The organism is Nitrospira sp. Vd2 (assembly GCF_979581665.1).
Genome location: NZ_CEFZSK010000011.1, coordinates 108,120 through 129,580 on the forward strand (window position 1 = coordinate 108,120; position 21,461 = coordinate 129,580).

The window sequence follows — 21,461 nt, forward strand, 5'->3', positions numbered from 1 at the left end:
CATCAGATCGTCTTTCGGCCATACTCGTTGATCGCCGACAGCAGCGTCGCTTTTCGAATCGGCTTGGTCAGATGGGCGGTGCAGCCCGCCGCAAAGCTCTTTTGCTCTTCTTCCTTCATGCCAAACGCCGTCAGCGCCAGGATCGGAACGGGCGGCCGGCTGTGCTCTTGCTCCCAGCGGCGAATCATCGTGGTGGCCGTGTAGCCGTCCATGATCGGCATATGCATGTCCATCAGCACGAGGTCATACCGCCCGGCTTGAAAGAGCTCGACCGCCATCTTGCCGTTCTCGGCGTAATCGATCGTGCAGTTGGCCTGCTTGAAATACGACTGGATCAGCATGCGATTGTCTGGTGAGTCCTCCACCAAGAGGATATGGAGCGGATGATCCGTCTGCGACGGCGGCACGGTGACCACGGCGGGTGCCGTCCCGAGACCATTCGGACGGTTCAGCGCGATGGTGATCGCCCGTCTGAGATCCGATCGACGGATCGGCTTCACCAGATAGCCGCCGAGTCCCAATCGATACGAGTGCGCGATATCGTCGCTGCGATTCCCGGAGGTCAGCACCATGAACGTGGTCCCCGGCACGGTGCCCCGCGCGAGGAACTGCTGCACGACCTCGAAGCCCGACAAGCCCGGCATCCGACAATCGAGGAGGACGAGGCGATAGGGAGTCTCGTGTCTAGCGGCTTCCAACGCCGCGAGAGCCGCCGATCCGTCGGCCGTTTCATGCACGAGCGCGCCCCACGAGCCCAGCGCTTCCCGAAGGATCAACCGATTGGTGGCGTTGTCGTCCGCGATCAGCACCCGGACGCCGGCGAGGTCGAGTTCCGCGGCCGGCGCCGAATCGGTTCGCGACTGAAGCTGGAAGCAGACGGTAAAGGAAAAGGTGCTGCCTTTCCCCTCCTCACTTTCCACCCACATGCGTCCGTTCATTAACTCGACCAGCCGCTTGGAAATGGTCAGTCCGAGGCCCGTTCCGCCGTGCCTGCGCGTCGTCGAGGAATCGGCCTGGGTGAACCGCTCGAAGATCATGCCGAGCTTGTCGCGGGGGATTCCGATGCCGGTATCACGAATGGTGAAACGGATGACGGAGGGATCGGCACTCCCCGGCTCCCGCTCGACTCGAAGCGTCACCTCCCCGGCCTCGGTAAATTTAATGGCGTTGCCGATCAAATTGAGCAGCACTTGTCGCAAGCGGTTGGGATCGCCGACGAGGCCCACGGGCACATCGGGCGCCACGGAACACGCGAGTTCGAGATTCTTCTCGCTCGCGCGCAATCCCATCATCTCCGCCGTCTTGTCGACGATTTCGCGCAAATCGAAATCGATCCGCTCCAGATCCAGATAGCCCGCCTCTACTTTGGAGAGGTCTAGAATGTCATTGAGGAGGTTCAGTAAACTGATGCTCGCACGCCGGAAGATCCCGACGTATTCCTGTTGCTCGGGACTCAATGTCGTTTCCCACAGTAAGTCCGCCATGCCAATGATGGCGTTCATCGGCGTCCTGATCTCATGGCTCATGCTCGCCAAAAATTCACTCTTCGCTTGGTTGGCCGATTCGGCCGCCTCCTTGGCCTTCTTCAGTTCCTCTAGGGCGCGTTTCTGCTCGCTAATATCGCGCAGCACCCCCATTACGCCAACGATCCACCCATCGGCCTGACGAAGGACCGAGGCCGAGAACAGTCCGTGAAACAAGGTGCCGTCCTTTCGGCGACTCACCACTTCCCGCACATGCCGCCCCTGCTGCATGGTGACGGCGGTGATGTCCTCGCCGATCCTCGGTTCGTTGAACAAGAGGTCCACCGGCCGCCCAAGCACATCGTGCGCCGAATAGCCGAAGCATTCTTGAGCCGCCGGATTGAATTCGATGAGGCGGCGCTCCGGATCGACCACCATGATCATGTCCAATGAACTCGCCACGATGTTGTTGGCAAACGTGCGAGAGGCGATCAGTTCGGCTTCCGCCCGCTTTCGGTCGCCGATGTCCCGGCACGTGCACAACATCATGGTCGGCACATCATCGCCTCCGTCGAGGCGACGGAGTGAAACCTCCACTTGCACGGCCTCCTGTGTCTTCTTTCGAGCCACCAACTCCCCATGCCACTGCCCATCCCGCTCGAGCAGCGGCAGCACCGCCCGCTGAATGTCTGCCAGCTGAAGGGGGCTGTGAAGTACCGTCCACGACCGGCCGATCAACTCCGCGATGTCGTAGCCGTAAATCTCGGCATGCGCCTGGTTCATGTAGGTGAACCGGCCATCAGCATCGAGCAACGCCACGCCTTCCATCCCGTGATCGATCGCATATTGCAGCACCACGCGAGCCTGCTCGGTGCGTTTGCGGTCGGTGATGTCTTCCGAGATGCCCAATAAATACTGCGGCTGACCATCCTCCCCGACGATCGGCACTTTTTTCGTCCTGAGCACGCGTTCCCCGTGCTTGGTCTGAATCGTCTCCTCCGGGATCTCGAGCAGACGGCCGCTCTGCAACACTTCGCGGTCCTTGTCGGTAAAGAAATCGGCTTCCGCCCTGGGGAAAAAGTCGTAATCGCTCTTTCCGAGCAGCATGTCGCGGGAGTAGCCGAGCAGTTCCTCACCGGCCCGGTTGAAGCGCACGAACGTGAGGTCCTTGGCATCCTTCACAAAAATCATCGCCGGGATGTGCTCCACGATACCGTTCAGGAGAGAATGGGCCCGCTGCATCTCTTCCAGCACCCGCTTTCGGTCCAGTTGCTCGTAGAGCAAAGTCACCAGATTCGACAGCGCCACCGCGAACATCTGCTCGTCGCGAAACCACCGGCGGGGCGGCCCCACGTGCTCGCAGGAGAGCATGCCGAGACGATCTCCATACAAGTAGACCGGCACGACGATCACCGACGAACAATTCGCGCCCCAATCTGATCCGCGCGAGGCGCGTCGATCGCTCAGATCGTCCACCGTGACGGGGCCATTCACATGGAGGGCCTCGAACAACACCGGATTTTGAGCGCATGTGAGCACGTCGCCAGGCCGATGGTGGCCGGACTCGACATCGTAGATATCGACCGACTGAGCCGCTGATCGGTCGGCCTCGCACAACCACACCGACACCCGGTGGACGTGGAGCGCCTGCGCCGCCGTCTCGGTCAATTGCCGGAGGGCCGCCTCGACACCGCGGCGCTCTAACAGCGTTTCACGGGTGAGCCCGATCAGTGCCGCCTGTTGCGTGGCCACTCGCTCAGACTCGCTTCGTAACGTGTCTTCGACTCGCCGCCGGCCGGCGATGCGCCGTCCCAGGCCGACACCAACGAGCGTGAGCGCGATCGCGACTGTGCCGCTGAGCCAGAGGGCCCCCCAGTCACCTATACTCACGCGGCGCCTCCGTGTTCGAGCAAACCCGGAAAGTGGTTCTTCGCACAGTCCTGGCAAACCCCATGCGTAAACTCCGCTTCGGAATGATCTCGGATATACAACTCGATCTGCTGCCAATTTCCTTCGTCGTTTTGAATCTTCTTACAGAACGAGCAAATCCTGATCAGTCCCCGCAGCACCTGAATCTCCCGCATGGCCTGCTGCAGCTGGACGTTCTTGGCCATCAAATCCTCTTCCCGCGACTTTCTGGCATCGATTTCCCGCTTCAATGACAGCGCCGATCGCACCCGAGCGAGCAGCTCGATTTTGCGGACCGGCTTGGTCATGTAGTCGACCGCTCCCGCCTCGAATGCCTGGGACAGCAGGTGGGGCCGGTCGTCCGCCGTCACCATGATCACCGGCGTATCGGCGAGCCAGGGATCGGCTCGCAGACGCCGGCACACCTCAATCCCGTCGATCGCGCCGAGATTGATATCGAGCAACACGAGATCGATGTCCCGCTGTCGCGTCGCCCCAGAATCGGCGAGCATGGAAAAGACCTCGGCAGCGGAGGCGGCCTCGATCACCTCGGTATAGCCGGCCGAGGACAATAACGCAGCCAGCAACTGCCGCGACTCGCCGCAGTCGTCGACCAGCAGAATCCGCATCGGATCGGGGTTCGTCGTCCCCTCCTTCTTACTTACCGGGACTGCCATGACGCCACGCGGGTCATCTCACCCCAGGTGGCCTTCGTGCCCGACAGCCAGCGAATCAGTCCGATGAGCCGCCACACGGCATTCAACTGGCGGTATCCGAAATTCTCGATCACCGCGACGGAAAAGAGTGTCAGCACCTGAACTGGTCGCGGATACATGTGAAACGAGAGTTCCTCGAGCAGCAGCGCGGTGACGGACAGCAGCATGCCAAGACCGACTTCGACGACGAGAAACGCCAGGGCCGCCTGAGCCGACACGACACCGGCCATCCAGCACCAGGCAGTCAGCACGTAGCCCGCCACGACAACGAGGGGGCTGAAAAATTCGAACAAGAGGATGAAGGGGAAGGCCATCCATCCGACCGTTCCCCCCTTCGGATGCGCGCACAGCTCGCGATTCAACGAGAGGCTCTCGCACAACCCGCGCTGCCATCGGATGCGCTGATTGCGGAGCGTCCGTAGATCCTCCGGCGCCTCCGTCCAACAGATCGGATCAGGCACGAAGGTAATACGATACGGGATGCCCGACAGACGGCAGTGCCGGTGCAACCGAACCACCAGCTCCATATCCTCGCCGATCGTCTGCGTCCGGTATCCCCCCACGGCGATGACCATCCTCTTATCGAACACGCCGAACGCGCCGGAGATGATCAGCATGCCATTCAGTGGCGACCATCCCAAGCGGCCGAATAGGAATGCGCGGATGTACTCCACGATCTGGAACAAGGCCAACAGATTCCTCGGCAGCCCGATCTTCATCAGGAACCCGCCGCTGACCTCGCAGCCGTTCGCGATCCGTACCGTGCCGCCCGCCGCGATGGTGCGCGGCTCCTCGAGAAACGGCTGGATGATCCGCTGCAGGCTGTCGCGCTGGAGAATCGAATCCGCGTCCAAGCTGCAGAAAAACGAATACCGGGACACATTGACCCCGGCATTCAAGGCATCGGCCTTGCCGCCGTTGTCCTTGTCGATCACACGGAGATTGGGATAGCTCTTCGACCGATAAATCCGGCGAACCGGCTTCGTGCTGATTTTCGTCTGATACACTTCCGGGAACGGCATGAGGGCAAATTCGTCGATCAAGACATCGAGCGTTCGGTCTTTGGAGCCGTCGTTGATGACGATGATTTCGTATTCGGCATACGTTAGCTGGAGAAGAGAGCGGACCGAGCTCACGATCGTCGCCTCTTCGTTGTATGCCGGTGCCAAGATGCTAATTGGCGGCTCGAATCCAGTATAGCTTTCGGGCAGACGATCAAGAGCATGTTCGGGCATGTATCGGCTGAGGGTGATCAACGAAATGGCATCGAGAAGCAAATACCCCACGGCCATTCCAATGAAATACAGCAGGAAGAGCCACTGGCCGAATTCTATTGCACGATCGATGGGGGACACGTTTCCCCTTACTAGACCACCGCGTATTTGAAACAGTGTACGTGAAATCAGTTATTTGGGCCATTCGCCCAGCCGCGCGAGAGACCAATCAGGGCAGTCCCTCGCGATCGCGAGCAGCCGTGCCGGCGGTTGTGTACGTCGTGTCCATGCTTCTCCTCCGCGTCGCCACGTCTGTCGCGGCTGAAGAAATTCCTCTCCACGCGCCCATCCCCGACGACGTGCAAGAGATTGAAATCACGTACAGTGAGGCCAATCGGCCTGTCGTCGCCTTCAATTCGAATCCACAGCGATCGTCTCGCCCACGCCTCCGTCCGCCACACGCCTCCTTCGATCTTCTTTCCGTACTCGCCGACCCCGTCGCCGGCTCGGCATGTCGCCGGGAGGCATCCACCGGACCCGGCCTAACGGTCAACGTGCCGCCATCGACAGGGCCGGCGGCCTGCGTAATCCCTTTCAAACAACACGCACTGCTTGATCTTTTGTCGTATGACACGCTCCTCATCGAGGGTCGCGCGTCGGGTTCGGTCACCCTGACCTTCAGTGGCGAGGGCCCTGACCCGAGCCGCCCGTTGACCGAGCTGGTTCCCCTGAGCGGGACCTTTGATCTTGAGCAGCCCTTAAGGCGGGTCTTCAGCGGTTTGGACCCGCGACACATTGGCCACCTCGTCCTGCTCAGTGACGGTCAGCCCGCTCAAGTCCAGATTGCGACCCTCACGGTCGACCAACGATCAAGTCGGAAGCCGCATCGGAGTTCCCGTGGCATATGGGTCTGGGAATACCGCGACGTGCTCGCGAATCCGGAGCGGATCCTCCTCGACTGCCGCCGATTCGCTGTATCCCGCGTCCTCCTTCAGCTTCCCGATCTGAGAGACGGGGAGGACGTCTGGGAAGCGTATGGACGTTTTGTCGCTCACGCCGCCGCGGCAGGCCTCGAGGCAATCGCCCTCGACGGCGATCCTCGGGCCATTTATGATCCCGGGCCCCTGATCGAAAAGGTGCAGCGCCTTGTCTCGCTGCTCCCACCAGAGCGACCGGTGTCGATCCAACTCGACATTGAGCCCTATCTGTTGCCTGAGTTCTCACCGCCCACGGATTACCGGCGATACATCGAGGCGTTGGATCGCGTGAAGCAGGCGCTCAACGACCGCGGTCGTCTCTCGGTCGTCATGCCGTTCTGGTTGACCGAGAAATTTCTCGACGGGCGTCCCGTGGCGTTTACGGTGATGGACCGGGTCGATGAGGTCGCAGTGATGAGCTATCGGACCGATATGGATGAGGTTCGGGCGATCGCCGACGATTGGTTACGTTACGGCGACCTCGCGGCAAAGCCGGTGTGGCTCGCGTTGGAGACCCGGCCGCTGCCTGTTGAACGGCGGCTGACGCTGATCCGAGAGCAACGGGAGAAATTCGTGGAAGCCTATCTCGACCGACCCGGGCATCGCCTCATTCTGAACCCAGCCGATGCACGCGAGCCGAGACCGGGGTGGGAAGGATTTCGGGTGGCGCACCGCATCACCGTCCGTCCGGAGCGCTTGACGTTCGCGGGGCGGCAGCGGCGAGAGGTTGAGGCGGCGCTCGCCGTCCTCGATCGACTTCCCTTTGCAAGTTCAGCCGGCATCCTCATCCACGATTACACCGGCTGGCTTTCGCTTGCTCCATGACGATGCGTGTCCCATTGATCGTCATCACCGTGCGGATGCAGATCTTGATGCTCGTTGCCGCTTGGGCCTTGCTTCTTCCCGGTCTCTCACCGGCAGCCGATGCGCCACCCGACATCACGCTGGTCGAATCACCCCGGCAATGGCTCGCGCAAGCGCATGAACAGGAGGAGAAGAAGGACTTCGAAGCGGCGGCCGCGCTCTATCGTCGTTACTTGGACCTCAAGCCCGAGGACGACGAAGTGAGAGCGTTCCTGGCGCGCGTGCTGTCGTGGCGGGGTCAGTACGCTGAAGCCGAGGCGCTGTATCGAGACATCTTGACGCGGCACCCCATCGACCTCGACGTCCGGCTCGCGCTGGCCCGGGTCATATCCTGGCAGCGACGCCTGGAGGAGGCCCGGGCGCTCTACGAAGCAGTGTTGGAGGACGATCCCGACAACCTTGAAGCCGTCCGGGGTCTGGCCGACGTGCTGTTGTGGAGTGGGCAACGCACTGAGGCGCTGCGGCGGTATCAAGCGCTCTACGCCCGGATTCAGGACCCCGAGGTCGCTCGGCGGATCGATTCACTGAAAGCAGAGCTTGACTCCTTGACGCCCAACCAGGCCCAACGCGCGCCAGTCGGCGTCGCGCAGCGCACACCGGTGATCCCGTTCCGCGATTATTATAAGCTCGGCTACAGCCACTTCACGTATACGAACAAGGTGCCCCAGGAGCATGACGGTCGCATCGAAGTGGGAAAGGCGATCGGTGCTCAGACTATTGTGGGCCGCCTCGATCAGATGAACCGCTTTGGGTTCAACGACACGCAGCTGTCGACAGAGGTGTACAGTCCATTATGGCGGATGGCGTGGGGCTACGTGGCGGGCTCGACCGCATTCAATCCGGATTTCCTACCCACCTGGAGCGCGGGCGGGGAGCTGTTCCAGGGGCTCGGAGCGATCCATCGCGCCATCAGTATGTTCGAGCCTTCGATTGGGGTTCGGCACATGGCCTTTCGCACGGCCAAGGTCGATATCCTAACCCCGGGCTTGACCGTGTATTTGCCCTATGACCTTTGGATCACGGAAAAACTGTTCTACGTCCCCGACACCGGCTCGATCACGCTGGCATCCCAATTGACCTGGCAACCGAGCGAACGTGTCCAGGTCTTCGGATCATATGGGTTCGGAACAGCCGGCGAGCGGATTACGGCGACGGTCGACTTTACCCGGGTCTCAAGCAAGATCGTCCAAGGGGGTGTGACGTTTCCGCTCGCGCGATTCCTTTCAGCCGAAACGTCGGTCTACTATGAAGACCGCAGCATCCTCTACGTCCGGCGCGGCGGCACCTTTAACTTGATCTTTCACTGGTAAATCCCCCAGGCTTTCCTTCTTCCGGCCTCCGCTCAAGGAACGGCGCCAACATCTCTCGCGCAAGGGGCGGGCAGCGTTCGTGAATCCGTACGAGGTCTTCGGCTGAGAGAGAGGGAAGGCGGGCCAGTGCGTCCGCAGCACGGTGGCGCACCTCCCAGTCGGAATCGCCGAGCAGGGCGACGAGAGACGCCTCGTCTCCCTCCGCACCCATTTTGCCCAATCCGCTCGCCGCCGAAGCGCGCACAATCGGCGATGCATCACGGCACGCCTGTCGCAGCAACTCGAGGTCCTGTGGATCTTCACATTGCGCGATAAAAGCCACGCAGGCGGCCTTCACCGCCGGCGCGTCGCTCTGTCTCGCCAGGCAGCGAATGATCGGGAGTCCCGGCAATCCTTTGATCGCGCAGAGGTACTGAATGAGACGAACCGCGGCGTCTGGCGGCGAAGAGGCCGCGGCCTGCGCCAACCGGCCGGCACTCGCGAGGGGGCCGGCTTCACTGAGGAGACCGGCGACTTTCGCGGGGGACCAGTCCGTCCGGGAGGCGATCATCGGAAGGAGGACATTGAGCGCGCGCTCCGCATGGATCTGCACCAGGGCCCGTGCCGCTGCTAACGAGACGGCCGGATCCTTAGATTTTGCGAGCCGCACGAACTCGTCCCACATCGACTGATCGCGCAAATGGCCGAGCGTCGTAATCGCGAGCAGCCGCTTGCGGATGTTGCGATGCTTCAGCAATTGTTTTGCGGCCGTATCCATGCCGGCTCTTCTCGCCAGGTCATTGAGGCCCGCCATCTTGTCTTCACCAAGCAAGGACTGATGGAAGTAGTTCCAGAAGTACAGAAAGGCCGGCACCTCCCGGCGAGCGACCGGTGGAACCTCCTGAGGGCCTTCAACGAGACTTTGCACCATCAGAGGTCGCCAGCGGTCGTGAAATTGTTGACGAAGGCGAAGCTGCCGGACCTTTGAGAGATGCAGGCCGAGCACCGCGAGAAAAATCACGCCCACGAGCACGATCTCCGCGACCCCGACTCTCAGCACCAACGCCGCCAGCGTTTCATTCGATGCGGTCATGCTCGCCAGGTTACCGAGGGTGTTTGAGAAACCGCCGCAATCGCGCCATCAATTCTTTCGGGTTGAACGGCTTCACGACGTAGTCGTTTGCGCCGGCATCGAGCGCCCGGACGATGTCGCGTTCGGCGGAGTCGGCCGTCAGCATCACGATGGGAACCTCCTGCCACGCCTGCTTCGACCGAATCAGCGTGACCAGCTCGAACCCGCTTTGGAAGGGCAGCATGATATCGAGCAGAACCAACCGCGGAGCGGCCATCGTGTCGATGAGTGTGTGAGCGGCACGGCCATCCGGCGCAAGAATCGCCTGATACCCTTCGCGTTCAACGAGGAATCGGAGGAGGGTGAGCATGTCTTGGTCGTCATCGACGATGAGAATGGTCGGCTTCGCGCCGGCGGTCTCCGGTCCCGTCACGTCGTCGCCTCCTCAAGTGTGACGCGACTCTGCCGATGCACGAGCCAGACGCCGGCGAAGATCAAGGCAATGCCCAGCACCTCTCGGAGACCGATTTCATCGTGAAGGATCACCGCCGACAACAACAGCGCCGAGACCGGGATCAGATTCACAAAGATTCCGGCCCGCGAAGGCCCCACACCCCGCACGCCATACAGCCACGCTTGTTGGCCCACCGCCGTGGCGAAGACGATGAGATAGAGTAGTGCCGCCCACGCAGCGCCCGAGACGTCGGCCAGACCGCGCGCCAAGACGTGTTGATCCATCGCCAACAGCGGAATCTGGAGCACGATCGAGATCAGGAGCGTCGTCCAATTAACGGTCAGCGGCGACAAGCGCTCCATGATCTGTCGGCTTCCAATCGTGTAGACGGCCCAACTGACCAGACCCAACACGACTAGTGTACCGCCAATCACGGGCCGGTCTCCGGTGACGGTCGCCCCGCGCCCGATCCCTGAGACTAGGGCGACCCCGACAAACGACACCATGCAGCCCAGCCATACCGCCCGAAACGGCACGTCTCGGGTCAGGAGCGACGACAAGAACGCGGTGATCGTAGGACTCGCACCGATGATGACGCCGGCGGCCGCGGCGCCGATATACCGAAGACCGAAAAGGGTCAGGAGGTGATTGCCGAGGACGGCCAGCCCGAGCGCCGTCAGGGTGAGCACATCACCTGGCGACCATCGCGCCTGCCCACGCTCCTGCCACCACCACAACGGGACCAACAGGCACAGCGCACCGACGCCGCGGAAGACGGACACTTCGACGGCAGAAAACGACCCGAGCGAGATTTTTTGGCCGACGATGGATCCGCCCCAGACAAGGGCCGCGGTCGTGAGTGCCGCGTAGGACATGAGCACGGATGGCGACATCGACATCACATAAAAAAAGGTCCTTCAGATCCAGACGATCGGAAGGACCTCTCACCAGTACGTCGATGTGGAGACGAGCGAGCGTCTCGCATTTCGGCGGCTTATAGCAGTGCCGCGCCGAGCAGTCAAGGAGGTTTATCCGGTTTCAGAACCGCTACGAGGTCGACACGGTCGCCTTGCGAACCATCAGGATGCCGTCTCGAACGGTCAGCAAGACGGCCTGCACGCGCGGATCGGCGGCAATGCGCCGATTCAACGCCTGAATCACCTCCGTCGATTCGTCCGGCGGCGGGGAGGAAAGGACGTCGCCGGACCATAGGACGTTGTCGATGAGAATGAGGCCGCGAGGCGCGAGGAGATCGAGCGCGCGTTCGTAGTAGCGCCCGTAGTTGATCTTATCGGCATCAATGAAAATGAGATCGAACGGACCGGAGAGTCGCGCCATCGTGTCGAGGGCGGGCCCAAGCTTGACCTCGATCTTGCCTCCATGCGGGCTTCGGGCAAAGTAGCGCTTCGCCACCGCTACCGACTCCTCGTCGAGATCACAGGTGACGACGCGCCCATCCGAGGGAAGCGCCTCGGCGAAACACAGCGCGCTATAGCCGGTAAACGTGCCGATCTCCAGCACACGGCGCGCTCCGATCACTGTCGTCATCATTTTCAAGAAGGCGCCTTCGAGCGGCCCCACCAGCATCTGCGGCGACTCCATCATGCGGTGCGTCTCTTCCCGGAGCGCGCGGCAGAGGGGCGATTCCGGCCAGGAATGCGCCGCAGCGTAGATTTCGATATCGGGCAGCACCAACGGCTTCATGGCTTCTCTCCGACAGCTGTGCGGTACGATTCACCCCGGCTAGGCGGGAATCGACAATCGTGCCGCTATTCCGTACACTGCATCTTCATTCAACGATCGGGTATTTGGCAAGGAGGATGGATGAGGACGCTCGCCACGCTTGCCGCGCTCACGGCACATCTCACGGAAATCCAACACCTCACGAGTGCCGCGTCGGTGTTGTCGTGGGATCAGGAAACCTACATGCCGGCTGGAGGGGGTGAAGCGCGCGCCCAGCAGATTGCGACACTTCAGACGTTGGCGCACGATCGCTTGGTGGCGCCGGAGATCGAGCGGCTGCTGAGCCAATGGGTCGACCCAACCACCGGCCACGCGATTGAGACTCCACCCGATGCCTGGGATGAGGCTTCGCGCTCGCTGCTCCGCGAGGTGTGGCGCGACTTCAGCCGGGCGAAGAAACTCCCGTCCGATTTCGTCAATCGGCTGGCGAAGGAAGCATCGATCGCCCAGCAAGTATGGACACAGGCGAGAAAAAAGAACGACTTTCCGATGTTCCTCCCACACCTCACGACTCTCGTCGCGCTCAAGCGCGAAGAAGCCGAGTACTTGGGCTATGCCGAGGCGCCGTATGACGCCTTGCTCGATACGTATGAGCCCCGAATGACCGTCGCCCGCCTGACCCCGATCTTTGCCGAATTGAAACCGCGCCTCGTTGCGCTGCTCAAGCGGGTGATGCACGCGTCCGTGAAGATCGACGACTCGATTCTGTACCAGGCGTACGATACGGCGAAACAGCTTGAATTCGGCCGTCTGGTACTCACCGCGATGGGATATGACTTCGAGCGGGGTCGCCTGGATCTCTCCGCCCACCCGTTCACCACCTCATTTCATCCGACGGATGTACGGGTCACCACACGGGTCTACGAAAAAGAGCTGCCGGCCTGTCTCTTCAGTTGCATTCATGAAGGCGGGCACGGTCTGTACGATCAAGGGCTCGACCCCGCGCGGTACGGCACCCCGCTTGGAGAACCGTTGTCGCTCGGCATTCATGAAAGCCAGTCGCGGCTGTGGGAAAACTGCGTCAGTCGCAGTCGTGCCTTCTGGCGCTGCTTCTATCCGCTGCTCCAGCAGACGTTTCCCGAGCCGCTCGCGCGCGTGTCGCTCGATCAGTTCTATGCCGCCATCAATCGGGTCAAGCCGTCGTTGATCCGCGTCGAAGCCGATGAGCTGACGTACAACCTTCATATCATGCTGCGGTTCGAGATCGAGCAAGCCGTGCTGGCCGATCAGGTGCGCCTTGACGAGCTGCCCGAGCTCTGGAACGCCAAGATGCAGGAGTATCTCGGCATCACTCCGCCCAGCGATACCGACGGCGTGCTGCAGGACGTGCATTGGTCGTTCGGCGCCTTCGGTTATTTTCCGACCTACACGCTTGGGAATCTGTACGCCGCGCAGTTCTACAATCAGGCGCGCCGCGAGATTGCAAACCTCGAACACGAAATCGCCGCCGGCCGCCTGACGGTCCTGACCAAGTGGCTCAACCAAAAGATCCACCGGTGGGGACGGATGTTCACCGCCGAGCATCTCCTCGAGCGCGTCACGGGTCAGTCACTGACTCCGCAGCCGTTTATCGAGTACCTGGAACTGAAATATGGCGAGCTGTACGCGCTGTCCTGACAGGCGGCGTGTGTTCGGCCGCCGAGCCCCGCCGAACGCCACAAGGATGAGCTGTGGGCGCTGAGAGACGGCAAGCCTTCCGCCTCACCATTACAATGCCGGTGGGCATTGCCTTCGCCGCATCAGCGGAGGAGTTGGTGATCAGCGCGCAAACCGTCAACATCAGTGCGGGCGGCATCGGATTTGTGACAAGCGCGGCGTACGATGTGGGCGATCTGCTGGCCCTCATCCTCGACCTCGGCGAAGACCCACGATTGCGCCTACAGGCTCGCGTGCTCCATGTGGACCCGCTTCCCCGTCAGCGAGATCGCCGTCGCATCGGCGCCCGCTTCACCGAACTGGCGCGTCATGATGAAGACCGGCTGGTGCGTTGGATTCTTCGCCGCCAAGCCGAGCGTCTGAAAGATCACTACAGCGTGTAAGGGGTGGTGCGGCGGCAAAGATGCACGCGGCTGCGACAGCCGGTTTCTTTGCCGATCAACAAAGGAGGTTGCTGGATGAATATGCTAGTAACGTCGGTGCTCGGCGCCATCGCGGTCGTCGTGGCACTGGCAAGCCCTGCGAAGGCTGAAGGGTTGCCTGATGTGCTCGGCATTCAGCTCGGCATGCCGGCGCGCGAGGCCCATGCCAAGCTGCAGGCCGCCTTGCCCAAGTACAAGATCCAGGTGGGATCGATCAATCTGCCGACGATCGACAAACCGGTGATCCTCTCGTTTTCGTCAGGGACACACAATGTGCCGGAAGGAATGGAAGGCGACGAAGTCATCGTCGATGTGACGCTGCCGCCGAACAAGCAGGTCGTTTGGCGGGTCTATCGGGTGCATTTTTTCCCGGACAAGGGCATTCTCAAGACGACATTGCTGGCATCGTTGCGTGAGAAGTACGGGAAAGAAACGCGTGCCGAGAACCAACAGGGCAAACCCACGACGGATGACACCCACATCACACGGATGCTCTGGCTCATGGACGAACAGGGCCGCCCGACTCCGCCCCCTCCGCTGAACGGGATGGTCGATCCGATTTCGTCGTGCCCCGCGCGAGTCGCGAATAGCCAAATCGTCGAAACGCCGGCGCCCAATTACGGCAACAAAGATCTCGCCTGGTGCATGTCGTCCTATACCGCGGTGAATGTCGAATTCACGCCGAGTCCGGCCGTCCCTGAGCTGTACACCCGGCTGTACGTGACCGCCGTGAGCCTGCCCATGGGCGCACGCGCAGGAGAGACCACGAAAAAGTGGAAGGACGAGATCGCCCAAGGTCAGCACAGACAGGACATCGAGAAGGCGAAGCAGCAGGAGAAACCGAAGTTGTAAAAGCCTGGCGTTTCATCACACTTTGGGAAAAGGATCCCGCCTACGCGCCGGAGCCAGCTGCTTCTTATCTACCCATCGTTCATCGTTGAAGGTCGGACAGCCTTCGCCAATGTGGGGCAACTTTTCCGATGCCCACCGAACGATCGGCCCTCCTTCCGCGTCGTGGGTCGGAAATAGAGGGAGCTAAGACCGTCGCCCCGCCCCCGGATTCAGAGAACTAACACGCGCGTCACCGTACCAATGCCTGGAGACGAACGGCACAACCTCCCTCTACGCCCTACTATTTCAGGCGAGATTGTTCGCTCGGTCGCGGCTCGGGGACGAGTCCCGGCTCTGAGGGACAAGGCGCCCGCACGATGCTCGGAAAATTTGCCAACATCTTTCTCTGTTGTTGCTCGAGTTTGTCATAGTATGCCTGAGCATCCGCTAATGACTTAAACGACGGATCGCCTGTCGATGCGGGTGGCGTCGTCGCACACGAGCACAGCATGAGCAGAGCAGCCCCTGTCCACGTGTAGTACCGCATAGTCTCCTCCTGCTTTATATTAAGTCGACCTTTCCTACCTTCTTCATCGTAGGCAACACGGCAAAGTGGACGCCGTCAGTCGCTTAGGAAGTTCCATCTCTAGGCTGGAGGAACGATACGTAGGTAGGCTTGGTCTGTTCTACGTGATAAGGAGGACGTCGCGTTAATAGCCAAGACTCGCATTCACGCGCGCCAGCACGGCGGGAGGGAGCGTCAGTTCGTTCTTGACCTCGATCCGGCTGGGGACGAGCAGCGTGGTGTGAAAGGAGACGTCCCGGATCGCGATTTTGAATTCGGGTTGCGCCGGCGTGCTGATTTCCACCGCTTCTACGGCCTTCATCACGGCATCGGTCTCCTGCGGACCGTAATGCTCGATGACGGCGCGGAGAATCTCGATCACCTGCTTGTTCGCCTCGGCCTGCTCCTCTTTGTCGGCCTTCTCAATGGAGTCCAGAAATAAGGCGAGCGCCGGGTCCGCCGCCTCCGCCACGCTGAAATTCTCGACCCGCTCCTTTCTGCGCAACGACATGAGGTCGTTGTCGAGATCCTTGCTGAATACGCCATACGCGTACCGAAAGAACTCGAAATGAAACCCCTTGACGCCCTTGTTGAACATTTGCAGCTCGGAGAGGAACGCGAGTTGTTGCAGCTTGACGTCGTTCAATAATCCGAACGGCTCCGCGAGCTTGAGCAGGTACAGCAGCAGGATGCGATCGACGGTGATCTGATTCGGCTTACGCATGCAAAAGCAGGCCGAGGGTTAAGGTAACGTTAAAATCAGAAGACGAGCGTTCCCCATGAGGTCACAATTCTTGCCCTGAACCTCAGCCTCAACCTTCTCATTTAATCTCCGCGGTCAGGCCCTGCGCCATGACGATCTTCGTATCGAGGTTGTACGTGATCGCTTTCGGATGGGTGAGCACGGGCAGCAGGCCGGCGGCGGACGGAATGAGATTGCCCGATTGCTTCACGCCCCCGAACGGCATCCGGACGCCCGCGCCGATACAGGGCAAGTTCCAATAGAAGATGCCGCAGCGAAGATGCTCTTCCGCGTATTTCGCCTTGCGATAATCCTCGGTGATGATGGCGGCCGAGAGGCCGAATTTCGTATCGTTGTACACGTCGACGGCCTCTTCGATTCCGCGGACCGGCACGATGGCGACATGCGGGCTAAAGGCCTCTTCGGTCAAGCACACGCTGTCGGAGCGCCACGGGCCTCGGTAGACGAACGGTTTGAGCCAATAGCCGTTCGGCGTCGGCGGCGGCTCCGAGTTGCGGTCCAGCAAGACCTCGAAGCCCTCCTTGCGCGCGGTCTCGTTGAACCGCCGACCTTTCTCGACACCCTGCTGGTTGATCATCGTGCCGTAGAACACGTCCTCATCGAGCGGATTGCCGACCGTTACGCGCTTGGCGGCGCCGACGAAGCGCTCGCTGAACTGGTCCGCGATCCGCTCATCCACCAGTAACCGTCCGGCCGTCACGCAGCGTTGCCCCGCCGTCTTGAATGCTGACAGCACGCCGGCGGACACCGCCATGTCGACGTTCGCGTCGTCCATGACCAGCACCGCGTTCTTGCCGCCGGTCTCGATCGTGCAGACCTTGTCCGCGTGCTTGGCGACTTCCTGCTTGATCCAGCGTCCGACGTCGTAACTGCCGGTAAACAGCACCACCTGCGTCTGCGGATGCGAGACGAGCGGGGCGCCCACCGCTTCCCCTGTGCCGTGCAGAACTTGGAACACCCCGGGTGGCACACCGGCCTTCTCGAAGTAGCCGGCGATCTTCGCCCCGCACATCGGCGTGTACTCGCTCGGCTTGAGGATCACGCAATTGCCGACCACGAGCGAGAGGCCGGTCAACCAAAACGGGAGCGCGATGGGAAAATTCCACGGCGTGATGGCGACGACCACGCCGCGCGGCTCCAAGACATCGAAGCAGCGCTTGCTCGGCACTTCATCCGCCAAAACCTTCCCGTATTGCCCGATATGGCCGTACGAGAAGGCATACTGCGCCGTATGAATCGCTTCGACGACGTCGGCGCGCGCTTCATTGATTTGTTTGCCTGCCTCTCGGGCTACGGTGTGCGCGAGCGCTTCACGGTCCGCGTCCATCACCTCGGCGACACGCAACAGGTATTCGGCCCGCTTCACCATACCCAGCTCGCGCCAGGCTTTGAACGCGCGTTCCGCCGCCGAGACCGCCATCTCGATGTCGTCGCCGCTCGATTCGGGAAAGGTGCCGATCACCTCGTCCCGATTCGCCGGGTTCCGGCTCTCGAACCACTGATCGCCGGGCGCGCTCATCCACCGTCCATCGATGAAGTTGTGCATCTTGGTGGCCGTCATCGAGCACCTCGCGTGTCAACGTCCTGACGAAACTATACGGCCCGGTGGGGGAGGGGGTCAACGCGGGTGTTCAGCGGATTGAATGCCGGCATGGCACCGAATCCATGGCGGATCTGGTAGCGAATGAGAAATTGCGGGAGCGGTTTATTGTTGATGGCTGGACCCAGGCCGGCCTCGCCACCCGGGTGGCACTGATAGCAGTTCCGCATGAACACGACTTGCCCGTGCCGCGCCGTTTCGGTCGTCAACACGATCGGGCCTGCGATCGGCTCACCGCGCCTGGCGGAGCCACACGCCGCCATCGTCGTGCAGAGTAAGACGAAGAAGATGGCGAGGCCGCGTGTCATCGGGTCTCTCGTGCAATCCGCCACAGCACCCCCGTCCCTCGGCGAGGTTCCGTGGGTTCATACGATTCGGTGTACGGGCCCCGAAGCTTCTTACCCTGCCCGACCGTCATCACGCCGAAGTCGACCACATACAGGATGCTCCCGCTCCGGTCGAATCGGGCCGCAATGGGCCGCTCCAAGCCCCCGCCGCCGATCCGCGACGCGGGTCCATTCTTACGGCCCTTGTTGACCGCAAATTCTTCGATGCGGCCGGTCTCGACATCGACGCGTACGACCTTGAACCCGACCGGGTTCACGACCTTGCCCGACGTCGGTGACTGATCGCCGAAGAGCGCAATGAACGCCTCGCCGGGGTAGCCGAACGCGGCGTTACGCGAGAAGTCAAAGCCGGTGGCCGACGCATGAACGTCGAGAATGGCGGCCGGGGGCGGCGGAAGATTCGGTGGCTCGAGCAATAGACGCGGGGGACGACGCTTGCCGGGTGGAACGAAGTGGTCGCCGAGATCAAGCGGGCGCTGCCCGTGAAAGTCCGGCCAGCCATGCCAAGTATCCGGTTTGACCCGCCACAGCAGGTCGCCGGTCCCGTGCACGGGCCGACTGCCGTGTTTGCGATTGTCATAGCTGTTGTCGGTGACAAAGAGCGAGCCATCCGGCGAGAACGCGAGCCCGAACGGATTGCGAAAGCCCCACGCGACCAACTCCAGCTTCCGTGAGTCAGGCGCGAGGCGAAAGACGGCGCCATTGCAGGGAAGGCGTCCCTCGATGACTTGGCCCTTCACCGTGGATGTCCCAAACGGCACAAAGGCACCGGTCGTCGCCGTGTCGTTGTCCTCCGGAGTCAGCGGATTCCCGGACGTAAAGTTTTCCCCCGTCAGCCGGATCGTGCGGCAGGGCGTGTCGTGGGCGTGCGGAAATCTCCGCAGCCAGCCGAACTGCGCTTCATCTTCGCCGATCACACCGGCGTTCGACAGCGTCCCGACGCTAAAGTAGATCGCGCCGTCTCGTCCGATCACCGGGCCGTTCGTATGATGGGCGCCCACACTCGGCAAACCGGAGATCACGCGCTCGATGCCCCCGTCCGGACTGATCTGCAAGATCCCGCCACCCCGCAGCACGCCGCCTTCGGCGACATAAAACTTGCCCCGATGGTACGCCACGCCCGTCCACGGCCCATTGTTGTCACCGGACGCGATCACGACCGGCCGGCCGTCCGCCTCGATTCGCAGTAGTCTCGGCGTGTCCCATGCTTCGCCGTACGAGTAGCCGGCTTCCACGACGTACACCCGGCCCTCGTCGTCGAAGTCCACCCCGGTGGGAAATGTGAGGCCGGTCGCCACCACCTCGAGCCGATAGCCCGATGGCAAGGCGACGTCGGCGGGATTGACGGAACGGGGAGGCGTAAACGTGGCCTGGCTGCCACCCGACGGACTGCGCCACTCGTAGCACTGAGCGAGCAGGAAAGCGCAGATCAGCACGCCGGTGATACTCAGTGCAATGCGGTGTAAGTATCCCTGCTTCATGCGCCTCTCACTGTATCTCCGTCTTTCGTCACCCACTGTCGGCAGAGGGAGCCTTTTTCTGTCACGCCGTCTGTGCCCCCATCCCTGCCGCACTGAAGAGCCACCGGCGCTCTTCGAACTGACAGACGTTTACCGACAGAGTAGCGTGACGCGTGCTGCTTCTCGATTTTCGTCTCTCGGCGTACCTATGACCGGCGAGTCATGAGAACTGCACTGAAGATCCATCGCTCCTCTCCCTCTTCGACGTTCTTCGTCTTCAAGACCGTTCTCGAAGAACGATTAACGATCGACGGCGCACGATGGTTGGACGAATCATCTACCGCCCTGAACGATAACCACGATGCGGAGCACTTCTGCCGACTGTTCTCGTTGGCCGCACGACAGGTCGGGAGAAGCGAGATCGTGCTGAACCCCGGTGAGTGGGCACGCCTCGAGGCCGTCGGCCTTTCCTGGGAACTGTCGTCCCGCGTGGATGAATGGACGCGCGTGCTGCTCCTCCTGATCGGCTACGAATCCGGAGTGTACGAGATGCCGCAGATCGTCGAGAGCCTGTTCTTGAACGGTGATCTTCACGAGCGGCGCGCGGTGCTGCGGAGCCTCCCGCTGCTCCCCGATCGAGAAGCGTTCGTCCCGCTCGCCCAAGAAGCGTGCCGCACCAACATCGAACCGCTGTTCACGGCGATCAGTTGCGAGAATCCCTACCCCGCGGCGTATTTTCACGATGCCGCCTTCCACCAGATGGTCTTGAAGGCGCTGTATCTCGGCATCCCGGTGAAACGTATCATCGGGCTCGAGGAACGCCGTTCGCCCGAGTTGCGGCGCATGGCGCTCGACCTCGTCAGTGAACGGCGGGCGGCGGGCCGCAGCATCCCCGGAGATCTTTGCGACGTGCTCGACGCCGGTGTGCACCGAGACGGGACATGACGTGAAATTCTTCGATCCGCATATCCACATGAGCGCCCGGACGACCGATGATTATCAGGCGATGGCGTCGGCTGGGATCGCGGCCGTCATCGAGCCGGCGTTTTGGGTCGGCGAGCCGAGGACGCACGTCGGGACATTCGAAGATTATTTTCGGTCCTTGTTAGGGTGGGAGCCGTTTCGGGCCAGCCAGTTCGGCATCACGCATTATTGCACCTTGTCGCTCAATCCCAAGGAAGCGAACAACCCGAAAGTCGCCTCCGGCGTGATCGACCTGCTACGGCGCTATCTCGTCAAGGATCGGGTCGTCGCAGTCGGCGAGGTCGGCTTTGACGAGATGACGGCGGACGAGGAGACCTATTTCGCGCTTCAGCTCGAGCTGGCCAAGGAGTTCGACTTGCCAGTCCTCGTCCATACGCCGCATCGCGACAAGAAGCGCGGCACGGAGCGGAGTCTTGCGCTGATTCGCGAACTCAGCTTTCCGGAAGAGCGCGTGCTGATCGACCACAACACCGAAGAGACGCTCCCGCTCGTGCTTCAGACCGGCTGCTGGGCCGGCCACTCGATCTATCCGAAGACCAAGATGGACGAGCCGAGGATGGTCGCACTCGTGAAGCGCTACGGCGCCGATCGCATCCTCATCAACAGCGCGGCCGATTGGGGCATCAGCGATCCCTTGAAGGTGCCGAAGACCGCTCGCCTGATGCTGAAGAGCGGGATCGCCGAAGACGAGGTCGAGCAGATCGTTTGGCACAACCCCGTTCGGTTCTTCAGCCAGAGCGGCAAACTCAACGACGGCCTTTTGAACGGCACCGTCATCGATCAGACCCAACTCTGGGAAGGCAACAGCGTTCTGCGCGGTCAGGCGGCGCGTCACGCCTAGGTTTTGGCGCGACAGAGACCACCGGGTGAACAACCTTCCGGCCGTGGCGCGCCAGAGTTTCCGACAGGCAGTGGCGACGAGCACCGAAAAGGGTGTCGCTGCGCGATCACGATCTCAGGCCGTGGCGCGACAGAGACCACGGGATGAACCACCCGCCGGCCGTGGCGCGCCAGAGACCAACCGGTCGTGGCATCTGAGCGCTGGAAATGGTGTCGCTGCGCGGCTCACGTCTTGGCGCGAAGAGGCCCGGGATGAATTACCGGCCGGTCGCGGCGCGCCAGAGTTTCTAGCC

General features: G+C 61.6%; 18 protein-coding genes. 7 read left to right on the forward strand and 11 right to left on the reverse strand.

The genetic code is table 11. The features are described from left to right. Positions 1–2: 2 nt before the first annotated feature. The 3 genes from AC1U7K_RS05575 to AC1U7K_RS05585 are packed head-to-tail and all read right to left on the reverse strand — an operon-like array spanning position 3 to position 5,379. Positions 3–3,353, reverse strand: coding sequence for a PAS domain S-box protein (locus AC1U7K_RS05575; protein WP_480249896.1), 3,351 nt, complete (start codon positions 3,351–3,353; stop codon positions 3–5). Then, positions 3,350–4,048 carry a response regulator gene (locus tag AC1U7K_RS05580; protein WP_480249898.1) on the reverse strand — a complete coding sequence of 233 codons (699 nt, stop codon included), beginning with the start codon at positions 4,046–4,048 and terminating at the stop codon, positions 3,350–3,352. The genes AC1U7K_RS05575 and AC1U7K_RS05580 overlap by 4 nt, the downstream gene beginning before the upstream one ends. Next, a complete protein-coding gene (locus AC1U7K_RS05585) occupies positions 4,033–5,379 on the reverse strand; it encodes a glycosyltransferase family 2 protein (RefSeq protein ID WP_480250241.1) in 1,347 nt (448 codons plus the stop codon). Before AC1U7K_RS05585 ends, AC1U7K_RS05580 begins: the two co-directional genes overlap by 16 nt. Before the next feature lie 104 nt (positions 5,380–5,483). On the opposite strand from AC1U7K_RS05585, the gene AC1U7K_RS05590 reads away from it, so the two are divergent. Next, positions 5,484–7,103, forward strand: a complete 1,620-nt coding sequence (locus AC1U7K_RS05590; protein ID WP_480249899.1) for a hypothetical protein — start codon at positions 5,484–5,486, stop codon at positions 7,101–7,103. Beyond that, positions 7,100–8,452 (forward strand): YaiO family outer membrane beta-barrel protein, encoded by a 1,353-nt coding sequence (locus tag AC1U7K_RS05595; protein WP_480249901.1) that lies wholly within the window; start codon positions 7,100–7,102, stop codon positions 8,450–8,452. Before AC1U7K_RS05590 ends, AC1U7K_RS05595 begins: the two co-directional genes overlap by 4 nt. Here AC1U7K_RS05595 and AC1U7K_RS05600 read toward each other — a convergent pair. From AC1U7K_RS05600 to AC1U7K_RS05615, 4 genes are all read right to left on the reverse strand, one after another. Then, positions 8,430–9,524, reverse strand: coding sequence for a HEAT repeat domain-containing protein (locus AC1U7K_RS05600; RefSeq protein WP_480249902.1), 1,095 nt, complete (start codon positions 9,522–9,524; stop codon positions 8,430–8,432). The genes AC1U7K_RS05595 and AC1U7K_RS05600 overlap by 23 nt on opposite strands. 10 nt (positions 9,525–9,534) lie before the next feature. After that, positions 9,535–9,936, reverse strand: a complete 402-nt coding sequence (locus tag AC1U7K_RS05605) for a response regulator transcription factor (protein WP_480249903.1) — start codon at positions 9,934–9,936, stop codon at positions 9,535–9,537. After that, positions 9,933–10,850 carry a DMT family transporter gene (locus AC1U7K_RS05610; protein ID WP_480249905.1) on the reverse strand — a complete coding sequence of 306 codons (918 nt, stop codon included), beginning with the start codon at positions 10,848–10,850 and terminating at the stop codon, positions 9,933–9,935. The genes AC1U7K_RS05605 and AC1U7K_RS05610 overlap by 4 nt, the downstream gene beginning before the upstream one ends. 154 nt (positions 10,851–11,004) lie before the next feature. Continuing rightward, positions 11,005–11,661 (reverse strand): O-methyltransferase, encoded by a 657-nt coding sequence (locus AC1U7K_RS05615; protein WP_480249906.1) that lies wholly within the window; start codon positions 11,659–11,661, stop codon positions 11,005–11,007. Between the two features lie 120 nt (positions 11,662–11,781). On the opposite strand from AC1U7K_RS05615, the gene AC1U7K_RS05620 reads away from it, so the two are divergent. From AC1U7K_RS05620 to AC1U7K_RS05630, 3 genes are all read left to right on the forward strand, one after another. Further along, positions 11,782–13,317, forward strand: coding sequence for a carboxypeptidase M32 (locus AC1U7K_RS05620; RefSeq protein WP_480249907.1), 1,536 nt, complete (start codon positions 11,782–11,784; stop codon positions 13,315–13,317). A gap of 53 nt (positions 13,318–13,370) precedes the next feature. Continuing rightward, positions 13,371–13,739 (forward strand): flagellar brake protein, encoded by a 369-nt coding sequence (locus tag AC1U7K_RS05625; protein ID WP_480249909.1) that lies wholly within the window; start codon positions 13,371–13,373, stop codon positions 13,737–13,739. A 75-nt stretch (positions 13,740–13,814) separates the two neighbouring features. Further along, positions 13,815–14,630 (forward strand): hypothetical protein, encoded by an 816-nt coding sequence (locus AC1U7K_RS05630; protein WP_480249910.1) that lies wholly within the window; start codon positions 13,815–13,817, stop codon positions 14,628–14,630. 689 nt (positions 14,631–15,319) lie between these two features. Here the strand turns inward: AC1U7K_RS05630 and AC1U7K_RS05635 are convergent. The 4 genes from AC1U7K_RS05635 to AC1U7K_RS05650 all read right to left on the reverse strand — a co-directional run bounded on the left by AC1U7K_RS05635 (position 15,320) and on the right by AC1U7K_RS05650 (position 19,365). After that, the gene (locus tag AC1U7K_RS05635; RefSeq protein WP_480249911.1) at positions 15,320–15,898 is read right to left on the reverse strand and encodes a hypothetical protein; all 579 of its coding nucleotides are present in this window, start codon (positions 15,896–15,898) and stop codon (positions 15,320–15,322) included. A 97-nt stretch (positions 15,899–15,995) separates the two neighbouring features. Further along, positions 15,996–17,498, reverse strand: coding sequence for an aldehyde dehydrogenase family protein (locus tag AC1U7K_RS05640; RefSeq protein WP_480249913.1), 1,503 nt, complete (start codon positions 17,496–17,498; stop codon positions 15,996–15,998). 32 nt (positions 17,499–17,530) lie between these two features. After that, on the reverse strand, positions 17,531–17,845 hold the full coding sequence (locus AC1U7K_RS05645; RefSeq protein WP_480249914.1) for a c-type cytochrome: 315 nt from the start codon (positions 17,843–17,845) through the stop codon (positions 17,531–17,533). Next, the gene (locus AC1U7K_RS05650) at positions 17,842–19,365 is read right to left on the reverse strand and encodes a PQQ-dependent sugar dehydrogenase (protein WP_480249916.1); all 1,524 of its coding nucleotides are present in this window, start codon (positions 19,363–19,365) and stop codon (positions 17,842–17,844) included. The genes AC1U7K_RS05645 and AC1U7K_RS05650 overlap by 4 nt, the downstream gene beginning before the upstream one ends. Positions 19,366–19,566: 201 nt before the next feature. Here AC1U7K_RS05650 and AC1U7K_RS05655 point away from each other — a divergent pair, with 201 nt between their 5' ends. Both AC1U7K_RS05655 and AC1U7K_RS05660 read left to right on the forward strand, forming a co-directional pair. Next, positions 19,567–20,289 carry an EboA domain-containing protein gene (locus AC1U7K_RS05655; RefSeq protein WP_480249918.1) on the forward strand — a complete coding sequence of 241 codons (723 nt, stop codon included), beginning with the start codon at positions 19,567–19,569 and terminating at the stop codon, positions 20,287–20,289. A gap of 1 nt (position 20,290) precedes the next feature. Then, positions 20,291–21,169: a TatD family hydrolase gene (locus AC1U7K_RS05660; RefSeq protein ID WP_480249919.1), complete on the forward strand. Its 879-nt coding sequence runs from the start codon at positions 20,291–20,293 to the stop codon at positions 21,167–21,169. Positions 21,170–21,461 lie beyond the last annotated feature (292 nt).

Excerpts from the sequence above, each read along its gene's own strand:
- AC1U7K_RS05600 (WP_480249902.1), bottom strand. The coding sequence starts at position 9,524 with ATGACCGCATCGAATGAAACGCTGGCGGCGTTGGTGCTGAGAGTCGGG.
- AC1U7K_RS05620 (WP_480249907.1), top strand. The coding sequence starts at position 11,782 with ATGAGGACGCTCGCCACGCTTGCCGCGCTCACGGCACATCTCACGGAA.
- AC1U7K_RS05645 (WP_480249914.1), bottom strand. The coding sequence starts at position 17,845 with ATGACACGCGGCCTCGCCATCTTCTTCGTCTTACTCTGCACGACGATG.
- AC1U7K_RS05615 (WP_480249906.1), bottom strand. The coding sequence starts at position 11,661 with ATGAAGCCGTTGGTGCTGCCCGATATCGAAATCTACGCTGCGGCGCAT.
- AC1U7K_RS05640 (WP_480249913.1), bottom strand. The coding sequence starts at position 17,498 with ATGACGGCCACCAAGATGCACAACTTCATCGATGGACGGTGGATGAGC.
- AC1U7K_RS05580 (WP_480249898.1), bottom strand. The coding sequence starts at position 4,048 with ATGGCAGTCCCGGTAAGTAAGAAGGAGGGGACGACGAACCCCGATCCG.
- AC1U7K_RS05630 (WP_480249910.1), top strand. The coding sequence starts at position 13,815 with ATGAATATGCTAGTAACGTCGGTGCTCGGCGCCATCGCGGTCGTCGTG.
- AC1U7K_RS05610 (WP_480249905.1), bottom strand. The coding sequence starts at position 10,850 with ATGTCGCCATCCGTGCTCATGTCCTACGCGGCACTCACGACCGCGGCC.
- AC1U7K_RS05635 (WP_480249911.1), bottom strand. The coding sequence starts at position 15,898 with ATGCGTAAGCCGAATCAGATCACCGTCGATCGCATCCTGCTGCTGTAC.
- AC1U7K_RS05655 (WP_480249918.1), top strand. The coding sequence starts at position 19,567 with ATGAGAACTGCACTGAAGATCCATCGCTCCTCTCCCTCTTCGACGTTC.
- AC1U7K_RS05595 (WP_480249901.1), top strand. The coding sequence starts at position 7,100 with ATGACGATGCGTGTCCCATTGATCGTCATCACCGTGCGGATGCAGATC.
- AC1U7K_RS05650 (WP_480249916.1), bottom strand. The coding sequence starts at position 19,365 with ATGAAGCAGGGATACTTACACCGCATTGCACTGAGTATCACCGGCGTG.
- AC1U7K_RS05585 (WP_480250241.1), bottom strand. The coding sequence starts at position 5,379 with ATGGCCGTGGGGTATTTGCTTCTCGATGCCATTTCGTTGATCACCCTC.